Annotated in this window: 6 protein-coding genes and 2 pseudogenes; 5 read left to right on the top strand and 3 right to left on the bottom strand. The window is 73.8% G+C overall.

Going from position 1 to position 13,276, the window contains the following annotated elements; genetic code table 11:
- Nucleotides 1-214: 214 nt before the first annotated feature.
- Nucleotides 215-2,755, top strand: a pseudogene (locus MXD58_RS08755) (acyltransferase domain-containing protein); the annotation flags it as partial.
- A 39-nt stretch (nucleotides 2,756-2,794) separates the two neighbouring features.
- Here MXD58_RS08755 and pglW read toward each other — a convergent pair.
- A pseudogene (gene pglW / locus MXD58_RS08750) lies at nucleotides 2,795-6,379 on the bottom strand (BREX system serine/threonine kinase PglW); the annotation flags it as partial.
- A 510-nt stretch (nucleotides 6,380-6,889) separates the two neighbouring features.
- On the opposite strand from pglW, the gene MXD58_RS08745 reads away from it, so the two are divergent.
- The 3 genes from MXD58_RS08745 to MXD58_RS08735 are packed head-to-tail and all read left to right on the top strand — an operon-like array spanning nucleotide 6,890 to nucleotide 8,762.
- The gene (locus tag MXD58_RS08745) at nucleotides 6,890-7,444 is read left to right on the top strand and encodes a GNAT family N-acetyltransferase (protein WP_248836864.1); all 555 of its coding nucleotides are present in this window, start codon (nucleotides 6,890-6,892) and stop codon (nucleotides 7,442-7,444) included.
- Entirely contained in the window at nucleotides 7,444-8,493 is a 1,050-nt protein-coding gene (locus MXD58_RS08740; protein WP_250609181.1) for a toxin glutamine deamidase domain-containing protein, read from the top strand. Before MXD58_RS08745 ends, MXD58_RS08740 begins: the two co-directional genes overlap by 1 nt.
- The gene (locus MXD58_RS08735) at nucleotides 8,490-8,762 is read left to right on the top strand and encodes an SUKH-4 family immunity protein (protein WP_248836862.1); all 273 of its coding nucleotides are present in this window, start codon (nucleotides 8,490-8,492) and stop codon (nucleotides 8,760-8,762) included. Before MXD58_RS08740 ends, MXD58_RS08735 begins: the two co-directional genes overlap by 4 nt.
- Before the next feature lie 62 nt (nucleotides 8,763-8,824).
- On the opposite strand, the gene MXD58_RS08730 is transcribed toward MXD58_RS08735, so the two are convergent.
- Nucleotides 8,825-10,492: a non-homologous end-joining DNA ligase LigD gene (locus MXD58_RS08730; RefSeq protein WP_248836861.1), complete on the bottom strand. Its 1,668-nt coding sequence runs from the start codon at nucleotides 10,490-10,492 to the stop codon at nucleotides 8,825-8,827.
- Nucleotides 10,493-10,701: 209 nt separating this feature from the next.
- On the opposite strand from MXD58_RS08730, the gene MXD58_RS08725 reads away from it, so the two are divergent.
- On the top strand, nucleotides 10,702-11,868 hold the full coding sequence (locus tag MXD58_RS08725) for a serine hydrolase domain-containing protein (protein WP_248836860.1): 1,167 nt from the start codon (nucleotides 10,702-10,704) through the stop codon (nucleotides 11,866-11,868).
- A gap of 132 nt (nucleotides 11,869-12,000) precedes the next feature.
- Here MXD58_RS08725 and MXD58_RS08720 read toward each other — a convergent pair.
- Nucleotides 12,001-13,276 (bottom strand): DEAD/DEAH box helicase (locus tag MXD58_RS08720; RefSeq protein WP_250609180.1); only part of this gene is annotated, 1,276 nt, incomplete at its 5' end.

Here is a 13,276-nt window from a genome sequence, read left to right as displayed (position 1 = left end):
CCCGGCGGGGGCCGCGCCCACCCGCGCGGGCGGGGGCCGCGCCGGCGTGGCGCCGCGGGCCCGCCGGGGGGAGGCGGGCGACGACGCGTCGTCGCCCGTCGAGGAGCTGACGGGCCCCGACGGCGCGATCGTCGCCCGGATCGTGCGCGGCAGCGCCGACACGTCCGCCACCGTCGTGTTCGTCCTGCCCGGTGGGGGCAGCGGCTGGCCGGCGATGGCCCGCGAGCTGCTCGCCGAGAGCCCGGTGTTCGCCGAGCACCTGCGCGCCGTCGCCGCCACCCTCGCCCCCCACCTGGACTGGGACCTCCTCGACGTCCTCACCGAACGTCCCGGCGCCCCGGCGCTGGAGCGCATCGACGTCGCCCAGCCCGTGCTGTTCGCCGTCGCCGTCGCCCTCGCCCGTCTCTGGCAGCACCACGGCGTCGAGCCGGCCGCCGTCGTCGGCCACAGCCAGGGGGAGATCGCCGCCGCCCACCTCGCCGGCGCCCTCAGCCTCGCCGACGCCGCTCTGATCATCGCCGTGCGCAGCCGGATCATCGCCGGGCTGCCCGAGTCGGGAACCATGGCGTCGGTGCGGCTGTCCGCCGACGAGCTGCGGGACCGGCTCGCCCGGTTCGGCGGCGGCGAGGCAGCGCACGGCCTGACCGTCGCCGTGCTCAACAGCCCGACGAGCACCGCGATCGCCGGGCCGCGCGACGCCCTCGACGCGTTCGCCGCGCGGCTGCGCGCCGAGGGGATCTCCGTGCGGGAGATCCCGGTCGGATTCGCGTCGCACTCGCCGCGGATGGCGGCGGCCCGCGACGAGCTGCTCGCCGTGCTCGCCGCGATCCGGCCGCGGCCGGCAAGCATCCCGATCCTGTCGACCGTCACCGCCGACTGGATCGACCCGGCCGCCCTCACCGCCGACTACTGGTACGCCAACCTGCGCCAACCCGTCCTGTTCGAACCCGCCACCCGCGCCCTGCTCGCCGCCGGCCACGACCTGTTCATCGAGATCAGCCCGCATCCCGGTCTCACCACCGCGATCGTCGAGACCGCCGAGGCCGCCGCCGACGTTCCCGGCCCGGTCGCCGCGGTGGCGACCCTGCGCCGCGGTGTCGGCGGGCTGGCCGCGTTCCACACCGCACTGGCGGGGGCGTACGTCCGCGGCGCACGGTTCGACCCGCAGGCCGTCTACGCCGGACGCGGCGCAGCGCCAGTCGACCTGCCGACATACGCATTCGCCCGCCGCCGCTTCTGGCTCGACGGGTCCACCACCTCGCCCACGGCGGACGCGTCCGGGCTCGGCCTGCGGCCGACCGGCCATCCGCTGCTCGGGGCCACAGTCCGCCTCGCCGGGTCCGACGGGTCGGTGTCGACCGGCCTGCTGTCGCTGCGCACCCAGCCGTGGCTCGCCGACCATGTGGTGTTCGGCGAGGTGGTGGTGCCCGGCGCCGCCCTGGTCGAGCTGGTCGTGCGGGCCGGCGACGAGGCCGGTACCGACGTCGTCGAGGAACTGGTCATCGAGACGCCCCTGATCGTGCCGGCCCGCGGGGGCGTCCAGCTCCAGGTGAGCGTCGGCGCCGCCGACGCGACCGGTCGGCGCCCGGTCAGCGTGCACGCCCGCGCCGAGGACGCCGCCGAAGCGGCGGACTGGGCCCGGCATGCGCACGGCATCCTGCTCACCGCCGCCGACGCGGCCACCCTTCGCCCGGACGCTGCCGGCCTGAATGGTGCCGGCCTGAATGGTGCCGGCCTGAATGGTGCCGGCCTGAATGGTGCCGGCCTGAATGCTGGCAGCGACTTGGCGGCGCCTGAATGGCCGGCGGCCGACGGTTGGCTCCCAGCCGACGCGGCCCGCGCCGACGTCGACGCGCTCTACGACACCTTTGCCGACTCCGGGCTCGCCTACGGCCCGACCTTCCGTGGGCTGCGGGCCGCCTGGCAGGCCGGCGAGCGGCTGTTCGCCGAGGTGGCACTGCCCGTTGACGCCGCGGAGCGGGCCGGCGCCTTCGGCTTGCACCCGGCGCTGCTCGACGCCGCGCTGCACCTCACCGGCCTCGCCGCAGCCGCGGATGGTGCCCGGCTGCCCTTCGTCTGGCGCGGGGTGCGGCTGCATGCCGCGGGCGCCGCCGCGCTGCGGGTACAGCTGCGCGCCACCGGCCCGGACCGAATCTCGCTCACCGCGGTCGACGACGAGGGCGCCGCGGTCGTCTCGGTGGCGGAGCTGGCGCTGCGCCCGGTCACCGCGGAGCAGGTCCAGGCGGCCGGCTCGCGGCGTGCCGATGACCTGTTCGCATTGTCCTGGGCGCCGTTCGCGGCCGCCACGGAGTCGACCGGCGCTGGCGCGGCTGGCGCGGCTGGCGCGGACAGCTGGACGCTGGTCGCGGCCTCGGCCAGCACAGGTCTCGCGTCGGTCGCGGCGACGCTGCGTTCCGCCGGGCACGCCGCCGAGGTCGTCCCCGACCTCGACGCCCTCGACGCGCGGCATCGGACCGACGAAGCCGTGCCGAGTCTGGTCGTCGTCTCGCCGTCAGCTTCGCCGGTCGACCCGGCGCATCCGGGGCAGGTGCCGGCGGCGGCCCGGGCCGCCGTGGCCGACATCCTCAGCCTGCTCCAGCGCTGGCTCGCCGATGACCGCTGGACGGCGGCGACCCTCGTGGTGCTGACCGCCAACGCGGTCAGCGTGACCGGCGAGGACGTCGACCTCGCCACCGCGGCGACCTGGGGCCTGGTCCGCACCGCGCAGAGCGAGAACCCCGGTCGCGTCCTGCTCGTCGACACCGACCACCACCCGGCCTCCACCGCCGCCCTGCCCGCCCTCGTCCGCGCCGCCCCCGGCCGGGTCGGCGCGGACGGCGGCCAGCTCCCGCTGCACGGTCGCCGGCGCGGGGATCTCCTCGGCCTTCGCGAGCCGGTCGGCGGCCTTGCCGAGGGCGATCGCGTAGGCGAACAGCGCGGGTGCCGTGGGCGTGAGCGGGCTGTCGTCCTCCGCCGCCTCCAACGCCACCAGCGTCCGGTCGTAGAACTTCCGGCGCGCGAGCGTCGGTTCACTGTCCAGGTCGACGGTCTCCAGCGCGGCCCGGACCACGCCCGCCCCCAGCGCCCGGCGCTGCTCCGGTGGACGACGGCTGCCATGGCGGGCCAGGACGGCGGTCACCAGGTCCTCGAAGCCCATCACCCGGCCGGCGTCGCCGAGGATCTCGACCAGTTCGTCGCGGACCGCGCGGAGGGCCTCGTCGGTGTGCCAGGCCTTGCGGCGGGCGCTGAGTACCTGCGCGATCCGGCCTGGCGTGACCCCGACCCGCTCGGCCACCTGCTGCTGCGGCGCCCACAGGGGCACGGCCGGGAGCCGTCCCTCGTCGTCCGGGAGACCGAGTAGCAGGCGGGTCGCCTCCCGTTCGGTGGCGTTGCGGCCGCCGGCCAGGGCGCCCGGCAGCAGCCGGCCGGCGATGACCTCGACGGGCATGCGGGCATAGTCCGCGCCCGTCAAGGCGGTCGGGACGTCCGCCGCTGGCAGTTCCTGCCTGGTCAGGCCCGGCTGGTCCGCTGGCGTGGCCCGGGTGGCGCCCGCGGCGGCGGCGAGGACGCGGCGCCACTGGCGAATGCGGGACTGCAGCTCCTGCCGGGTCTTCGCGCCCGTACCGGGCAGGCCGATGATCTCCTTGGAACCCAGCGCGAGCAGGTCGCTGACGGTCGTCGCGTTCAGCCGGTGCGCCGCCGAGACGGCCCGCGGCGACAGGCCCGCGGCCTCCAACGTGGTGTCGCCCGTCGCCACCGCGGCCGCCGCGTCGCGGGCCCGGCGCGCGGCCTCCTCGCCGCTGACGTCACCAGTGGACGTCGACACGCGGACGGCGAACCCGGATTCGTGCTCGGCCAGATGAGCCGCGTCGTCCGCCGCTGGTGGTGTGGTGATCGTCGGTGGGGTCGAGTCGGCGGCGCGGAAGACGGCCTGCCAGGCGTCGCGCATGTCCTTCAGCGCCGCGAAGCGCCGGGCGGCGTCCCGGTCGAGCGCGCGTAGGAAGAAGGAGGTGAGGCCGGCGCGGACCGCGGGGTCGAACGCCTCCGTCGCCAGCGTCGGCGGGCCCTCGGTGAACCGGTCGTGGGCCGAACCGTCCCCCCATAGCGGCAGCTCACCGGAGGCCATCTCGTGCAGGGTGACCGCCAGCGCGTAGCGCTCCGCGTGGTCGTCGTAGGTGGCGCGGGTGCCGGTGCCGAGAAACGGGTCCAGGTAGCGCGGGGTGCCGGCGGCCAGGTCACGCACCGAGTGGTTGGCCAGCGAGAAGTCGATGAGAACGAGCTGGTAGGTACGGTTCGGCCGGCGGCGGATGACAATATTGTCCGGCTTCAGGTCGCGGTGGACGACGCCCTCGCCGTCCAGATAGTCGACCGCGCCGAACAGGTAGTCGCTGTAGGTCTCCAGCTCGTCGACCGAGAGGCGGCCCTCGCGCAGTTTGCGGGCGACGGACTGCTCGCCCGCGTGGTCAAGGACGAGCACGGTGCGCGCGCCGATCCGCAGCGTGTCCGGGCGGGCCAGGCGGATCACCCGAGAGTCACCGAGGCGACGCAGCACCGCGGCCTCATGCTCCAGGCGCGCCGCCCGCTCATCGGACAGCGCGACCTTGAGGACCTCGGCGCGGTTGGTCTTCTCGTTGTGCGCGAGGAACGCCCGGCTGGTCGAGCCGGTTCCGAGGCGTTGCGTGACCCGCCACTCGCCGCCGAGCAGATCCCCGCGTTGGGCCTCCAGCGGATCGGGCTCCGGCTCATCCTGGCCCGGCGGGTTCGTCGCGGCGCCGCCGCCGGGGCCGGCTGTCGCCGGGGCCGGGTCGTCGGGGCGGGTGAACTCCTCCTCCACCAGCAGGAGCCAGTCGAGGAACTCGCCGACGCTCGCATGCCGCTCATCGGGCACCGGGCGGGTGGCTCCCGAGACCAGGTCGTTCGCAGTTTCGGACAGCGAGTCGACGACTTCGGCCGGATACAGGCCGCCCGACTGCTCCAGGCGGGCCTTCAACGTGTTGGGGCTGTCCGCCGGCGGCTGGCCGGTGAGAATCAGATAGGCCAGCGCGCCCAGGCCGAAGATGTCGATCCCGACCGGATCCGGGAAGGGCGCGCCGATCTCGGGTGCCAGGTAACCGGCGGCGGCCAGTTCCAGATGCGGTAGGAACCGGGCGGCCGGCTCGATGGCCAGTGCCACCGACGTCTTCGTCATCGCGCTGGTCAGGAGGCCCGTGCCGGTGCCCGTGCCGACATCGCGGGCCGCGGCCTGCCAGTCGCTGATGACCAGCCGGGGCGCGAGCCAGCCCCGCTCGCCGCTGCGCCGCCCCCCGGTGGGCACGACCAGCACGCTGCGGGCGGCCAGCGCCCGGTGGTAGAGGTGGCGACCATGCGCGTAGGCGACGGCCTCCGCGAGCTGACGGATCATGTTGAGTCGGGTGCCGGCGTCCAGGCGGTCGCCGTAGCGGTCGAGATACTGGTCGAGGCGCAGCTCGTCCGGCCGGTGCCGGAAGATCAGCGCCGGGCCGGCCTCGTGGCTCTCCAGGGCGTCGACCTGGACGATGCCGCCATGGTTGATCCCGTGCAGCACCAGGAACTCGCGGCGGGCGGCCGCCTCCCGGCTCGCGCGCTCGGCCTCGCCCGCGGCTCGCTCGACGAGGTAGATCCGCACCCGGCGCCGCTCGGAGGCGACCTGCGCATGGGCGGCGTGGTAGTCCTGCCAGGTGGGACCCGAGTCGAACGCCGGGAACTCCAACTGCCAGGAGCCGACCTGCTGGTAGCGGCGGCTTCGCGCGATCCCGACCGTCGGCAGTAGCTTCGCGAGCGCCCTCGACAGATCGGGGGTGACCCGGTGCCGCTCATCGTGCAGCGGCGCATCGAGCAGGCCCGACCAGATCGAGGGCAGGGTGTTCCTGCTGCCGGTGCCCTTGGCCGATTCGGGGCCGAAGATCCAGTGCAGCTGGTGGTCGGGGAACTCGACCCGCAGAGTGGGGTTCGACAGGAACACCGCCGGCTGGATGAACGGGACCCGGACCCGACCCTTGCCCTGTGCGCGGTTGGCGTTCTCCAGCAGGGAACGCAGCTCCTTGGACTTCTGGTTCGCCAGGTGCAGCGGGTTGTCGAAGATCCGCGGCTCACCGGAGGCTCGATGCTGGGTCCAGTTCGACCCCGACGCGGTCAGCCGCCCGGCCAGGCTTTTGATCTCGATGAGGTAGACCCCGCCGCGGGCGACGACCAGAAGGTCGACCTCGCGGATGTGGCCCGTCGTCGCGGTGAACGTGAAGTTCGACCAGGCCCGGTAGGGCTCGGCGTCCGGCAGCAGGTCCCTGACGTGCTCCAACGCCTCCCGCTCATGCGGAAACTGCGACGGCGTGACCGTCGCCCACCGGCCCTCCCCTTCGCGCACGCCGCCCCCCGTCGCCGTCACGACGCCGGCCCCCACGCGCCGCGCCCCCTTTACGCCGAAGAGTGACATTATCCGACTACGTTTGGATCGACACCATCGCTGTCCGTATCAGCGCTTGTCGGCGGGAGCGGGGCCGCCGGGTCTCAGACGGTCACCGGCGGGAGAACCGGGTGGCGAGGTCGCCGGCCCAGCGGGCCGCCCTTGTCACCGCCGCGGCGGTCCTCGGGCTGCCCGGCAGCCGGCCCAGGCGCTCCACATGCTCGGCGAAGCGCAGATACTCGCGGTCGGCGTGGTCCCGGCAGGCCAGGCAGGTGACGCTCTCCGGCCTGCGGGACGTCCTCGCGGAGAGATCGCGCAGACCGCACCCGGTGGTGACGACGGTGGGCGCGTTCGGTGCGCTTCCGACCGACGAGACAACCGGAGGGAGGTAGTGCGCGGGTGGGCATATGGATGGGGAAGATCAGGCCCGATCGGTAGATGGCGTGACCGTGGGGGTGCCAGGATGATGCTGTGCGTGTTCGCCTGGCAGGCGTCGACGATGCCGAACGGATCGCCGAGGTGCATGTGTTGTCCTGGCAGGCCGGGTATCGGGGGCAGTTGCCGCAGGCGCTTCTCGACGGGTTGCACCCGGCGCGGCGGGTGCCGCGGTGGGCGGGTGCCGTGCGGCAGGCGGCGTGGCCGGCCCGGGGTGTCCTGGTCGCGGAGGACGCCGGTGACGTGGTCGGTTTCGCCTCCCTGTATCCCACGGTCGACCGCGACCAGGATGCGACCGAGGTGGGTGAGATCGGCTCGTTCTACGTGCTCCCGACCGTCTGGGGCCAGGGCGTCGGCGCTGGGCTGATGGCGGCGTCGGTGCGCGCGCTCGGCGCGGCTGGCTTCGCCTCGGCGACGCTGTGGGTGCTCGCGACGAACGCCCGCGCGATCCGGTTCTACGCCCACCAGGGCTGGGAGCCCGATCGCGTCGCCCGGGACGACGTCGTCGACGGGATCACGGTTCGCGACGTGCGATACCGGCGGAAGATCAGCGTGGCCGCGTCGCGGGTCCAGCCACGGGAATGCGTCTGATGCCCATGGACCGTTCCAGGGATGGCGCCGAGGCGTCCGCCGACCAGGCCGCGCCGCCCGACGTCGCCGAGAACAGGCGACTCGACGCCAAACTTGGCCTGCTCGGCGGCCCCGAGAAGGACCCCGGCCGCGCGGATGGCGGTACGGCGGACGACGCGGAACCGGCGCGCACCGGATCCGCGCGGATCGAGGCGAAGCTGGCGGCGCTCGACCGTGCGCACGGCAGGGAGGAGCGTGGCGGCGCGGCGGACGGCGCCGGACAGACGTCCGACGCCCGGTTGTCCCCGTCCCGCCCGGAGTCACCGCTGGAGCGAAAGCTGGCGCTGCTGGAGCGGGCGGCCGCCCGAGCGGATCCGCCTGGCGAGGCGCAGGCCGACCACGCGGAGTTCGACGGCGGCGTCCTGCGGGCCGGCAGCCCGGGATGGTTCGGCTTCAGCCGCCGGGGGAAGCCGGACATCGCCGTGCCCCCGTCGGAGGGGCACGTCACCAGGGGAATGCGCGAGGTCTGGTCGAAGTATCCCGATGACTACCTGCCGCCGGACGCGGCGAGTCCCGCTCCGGACGTCACCCGGCCGCACCAGCATCCGGCCGACTGGGCCGAGGACGTCAACCCGGACCGCGCGGCCCCCGGACGGGACAACAACTGCGGCGACTGCACGAGGGCAGCAGAACTGACCTGGCGGGGCGAGCCGTCTGTCTCCGCCGCGCTCGCCGACCCGCTGGCGCCCGGCGAACTGATCGGGCGCATGGAGCAGTGGGCCGGCGCCGAGCTCCGGTCGACCGACTCTCCAGGAATCGAGGCGGATCTTCGGCGAGCTGGCAAGGGTAGTTCCGCGCTGGTGCTGGTGGAATGGGACCAGGGTGGAGCCCACTGGTTCAATGCTGTGAACGACGCTGGTCGCGTGCGCGTCGTCGATGGGCAGACGGGGACCACGGAGGACTGGCCGCCATCCGAGGAGATAACCGGCTACTCAGACGTCGATATCGCCGCCTACTATACAATTCTCTTTGACGGTAGCGGTGAGCCAATCCGGAGGGATGTTGGATGATTAATGAAGTTGAGGCGGTTGGAATCGCGTCCGCGCTTCTCGGTCGCCCCGGCGATGATCCCGACCGGCCGTGGCATCTGATGGAGTTCGAGCAGGGCTGGCTCATCAATGAGACGGGATATCTGGCGGGGAAAGTCGCAGGATCTCTCGGACGAGTAATCGAGAAAGAGTCCGGTCGGGTGGTTCGATTCCCGTCGGCGGTCCCGACCCGCCGCATTCTCAGCGACTATGAAGCCGTAGTGAATCGGGGTCGCGCGGAGACGGTGTAGTCATCGGTCGAAGGCCCGGCGGTCGGCGTCGGTGCACTGGTGGTGACGGTTTCTGTGCGAGGTCAGGTGAGGGGCGGGAGGGGCGGGGCGGGGGTGAGGATCGTGCGGAACGGGTCGCCGCGGGTGGTGAGGCGGTCGAAGGCGGTGCGGAGGGTGACGGCGTCGGGGCGTAGGGACGGGTCGTCGAGTTCATCCCAGTCGAGGGGGGCGGAGATGGGCGCGCCGGGGGCGGCCCGCGGGCTGTAGGGGGCGACCAGCGTCTTGTTCAGCGCGTTCTGGGTGAAGTCGAGTCGGGCGTGTCCGGCGCGTTCGCGGACCGCCCATTTCCAGCTCACCAGATCGGGGACGACAGCGGAAATGGCATGGGACAGCTCCTCCACCCAGGCCCGGGTGTCGTCGAACGTCGTTCCCGGTGGCACCGGAATCCAAATCTGGATGCCGCGCCGTCCGGTGATCTTCGGTGCCGCCCGCACCTGAAGATGGTCCAGCGCCGTGCGGTGCAGGCGGGCCAGGGTCAGCAGGTCGTCCCAGGACGTGGCCGTTCCCGGGTCGAGGTCGACGAGCGCGTAGCTCGGCTCGTGCGGCGCACTGGTGGGTGAGGTCCAGGCGTGCCATTCCAGCGCGCCGAAGTTCGCCGCCCAGACGAGGGCCGCCGGCGCGTCGACCACCAGATACGTACTGGTCCCGTCCGAGGTGGCGTCCGGTCTGTGCCAGCGGGTGATCCAGTCGGGGGCGTGCGCTGGGAGATGCCGGTGCCAGAAACCCGCCGCCTCGGCGCCGTTCGGGTAGCGGAGCATGTTCAGCGCCCGGCCCGTCAGATAAGGCAGCACGGTCGGTGCGATTCTCGCGGCGTAACGCACCAATTCTCTTTTCGTGATGGGCTCCTCGCCGGGCCGGGCGGGGAACAGCACCTTGTCGAGGTTGGTGAGCCGCAGCCGCCGGCCGAACACGTCCCAACTGCCCGCCGCGCCGAGGGCGTCCAGCTCGGCCAGCTCGTCGTCGGTGGGCCCGGCGACGACCACCCGCTGCCCCGCCCGCTGCCCCGGCGGCGGCGGCCGGGTGGGGACCGAGGCCCGCGCGGCGGGCAGGTCGGCGCGCCACATCCGCTTGGGGTCGGCCTTGACCTGCTCGTTCGTCCGGCCGCTGAGCACCGAGAGGGGATGGTCCTCGGGATCCCAGCCCTCGACGGCGTAGCCGTCCCGCTTGTGCAGCAGCAGCCACTGCTCGCGGTCCCCGCCCGGCTGGTGCTCGCCGCCGCGTCGGACGAGGACCAGCCGGCCGCGCAGCTTGTAGCCCGTGACGTCGGCGTGCAGCTCACCCGCGGCGACGGCGGCGGCGGGATCGTCGGTGCCATGCGGCTCCCAGGTACCGAGATCCCAGACGATCACGTCCCCGCCGCCGTACTGCCCCGCCGGGATCACACCCTCGAAGTCCAGGTACTCGATCGGATGGTCCTCGACGTGCACCGCCATCCGCCGCACCGCCGGGTCCAGCGTCGGACCCTTCGGCACGGCCCAGCTCACCAGCACCCCGCCGATCTCGAACCGCAGGTCGTAGTGCAGCCGGCGGGCCCGGTGGCGCTGCACCACGAAGCGGCGCGGACCGTCGGCGAGGACGGCGGGCGAATCCCCAGCCGGCTCGGGCGTACGCGGAAAGTCCCGCTTACGGCGGTACGCGGCCAGTGGCGGCGGCGGGCCGGACGCTTCCGGTGGCGGCGTCGCCTCGGCCACGCGGCTCCTCTCGGCGGCGGGCCTGCCGGGCGCGGGCACCTCCATGCCACCCTGCCTGACCTCGTCCTTGACCGCCCGCGCGAGCGCAGGGCCGCCGCGGACCCGCTGGTGGGTCCCCCGACAGTCCCATACCGCCGCGGTAATCACACTGGCCGCGGCGCCCGGGGAACCGTCTCGATCCGCAGCGGTGCTGCCGTAGCCTGCCAGGCGTGGGCCCCTCCGCTGCCGTGTTCATCGTGCGCCGGCACCGGCCGCGTCGGCGTGGCCCCGCGATCGGTGCGGCGCCCGGCCTCGGCGTGCTCGCCGCGGCGTTCGGGCCGCTCGTCCCGCGCCGGCTCGCCGGGCTCGTCGCCGTGGCCGCGGACCAGGACGGGACGCACGAGTGGTCGGCGGGAACGTGGCGGACACTGCACGCAACCGGCGCGACCGCAGCCGCAGGCGGGGGCGGGGGCGGGGGCGGGAACGACGCGCCGGCGGTGTTCCAGCTCGCGTCGATCACGAAGGTCTTCACGGCGGTGCTGCTCGCCGACGCCGTCGCGGCCGGCCTCGTCCGCCTCGACCAGCCTGTCGAGGAACTCCTCGCCGCGCCGCTGCGGGTCGGCGGCGCACCGGTGACGTTGCGCCATCTTGCCACCCACCGCGCCGGACTGCCGTTCCTGCCTGAGTCCGCGCCGGACGAACCGGACTTCGACCCCCGCGACCCGTACCGCACCTACGACGCGGACCGCCTCGTCGCCGCAGCCACGGCCGCGGCCACCCGGGATCACGTCCGCCCGGGCCGTCGGCCACCGCAGCGTTACTCGAACTTCGGCTTCGCCCTGCTCGGCCTGGCCCTCGCCCGCGGCTACGGCACCTCCTACGAGCAGGCGCTGCACGAGCGGATCCTGGCCCCCGCCGGCCTCACGGACACCTCGCTGCGGCCGTCGCGGCCCCGCGCGGTGCACACCGACGAACACGGCGAGATCATCCGACCGCAGGAGTTCGCCGCCTTCGGCCCCGCCGGTGGCCTCTGGACCACCGCCGCCGACCTCGCCCGCTGGCTGACCCTGCTCACCGAGTCGGTCACCACCGACACCACTGGTGCCACTGGTACCACCGCTGACCCGGAGGCCAGGCCAACGGCGGATCGTCGCCGTGTCCGGGACCTGGTCCGGACGACGATGGCACCTCAGGTCGGAACGAACCGCAGCGGGCTCGGCCTGGCCTGGTGGCTCTCGGCTCGCCACGGACTGGCGTCGCACGGCGGGGGAGTGCCCGGCTCCTCCTCCTACCTGGCCGTCGACCAGAACCACGCCACCGCCGTCGGCGTCCTCGCCCTCGGCAACAGCGGCGAGCACCTCGACCTCGCCGCCCGCCGCGCCCTCACCGGCCGCTGACCTCGACCCAGCGGTTGAGGATTCCCAAGGAGGAGACTGGCCGGGTGGGCAGGTCCCCGTCGCAGGCCCCTCGTCTCGGATCCTCCACGACTGTCCCGCTGTCGTGGACGACGGCGAGCGAGGGAGCCCTCACTATCGTGGCTGGGCGTGGGGTAGAACGGTGGCGAGCTCGCGGAAGTAGTGCTCGTCGGACCAGGCCTGGTGGTCGCCGATGACGTAGATGCGGCGCTTGGCCCGGCTGACGGCGACGTTGAACAGGTTCGGGCGGCTCGCGGCCCAGCGTTTGGCGCCGGGGCTGGCGGGATTGCCGCCCAGCACCATGATCACGACGTCGGCCTGTTTGCCCTGGGCGGTGTGGATGGTGCCGGCGACCAGGCCCGGATAGCGCCGCGCGTACGGGCGCAGGGCCTGCGCGATGTCCCGGAACGGCGCGATCACCATCACCTCGGCCATCGGCACGCCGAATTGGGCCAGCACGGCGAGGATCTGCTCCAACGCCCGTCCCTCGGCGGGAACCCAGTGGCCCTGTGCCCCGGTCGAGGTCACATTCAGCCACTTCGACGCGGGCAGCCTCGGATAGCGGGCGCCGAACTGGGCGGCACCCATCGGGGACGTCTCGCTGATCATCAGGCCGCCGTAGACCAGGTCGTTGACCAGGCCGAACATCGGCTCGTCGCAGCGGCGGTGCACCACCAGCGGGGCGCCCACCCAGACCGGTGCGTCCTCGTCGGGCAGCCAGGTGCCCAGCGGGTTGAGCCGGTCGGCGAGACGCTGCACCGACGTGCGGGCCGGCACCCACTGCTCGTCGACGCCGTGTGCCTGGCGCAGCAGCTGCTGGATTCGGAACGGCAGGGTCGAGACCGGTTCTAGTTGCAGCGGGTCGCCGACGACGATCGCGTTGCGCGTGCGCCACAGCGCGCCGGCCGCGACCTGCGGTGTTGCCTGCCCGGCCTCGTCGATCAGCAGCCAGCCCAGGGCCGCCGGGCCGAGATGGGAGAAGACGCGGCCGAACGACGCGAACGTCGTCGACACGACCGGCACGACGAAGAACAGGCTGCGCCACGCGTCCAGCACGGCTGCGGCGGGCAGCTCGCGCGGCGCGCCGCCGCCCACGATGTCCATCGCCCCCTGCAGGCTCTGGCGCATCGGAGCGGCGGCGTGGCGCAGGAACGTCTTGTGCAGGCGCAGCGCCGCGAACAGCAGGGAGCTGCGCAGCCGGTTCCAGTCCGGGTCGGTCCACGGCGCCGCCCGCTCGCGCCGCACCCGCTCGGTCCACCAGGTCGCGTCGGGGACGAACGCGCCGAGGTGGGCGCGGGCCTGCGCCAGTTCGGCGGTCAGCGCCGCGAGGTCCTCGGCGCGTCGGCGGGCGACCAGATCGAGGTCGACGGCGCTGCGCGCGGCCCGGTCC

The sequence above is a fragment of the Frankia sp. AgKG'84/4 genome (genome assembly GCF_023242965.2).
Lineage (GTDB): Bacteria > Actinomycetota > Actinomycetes > Frankiales > Frankiaceae > Frankia.
The sequence above is the reverse complement of the archived record's forward strand: the minus strand, read 5'-3'. Positions and strand labels throughout refer to the sequence as shown.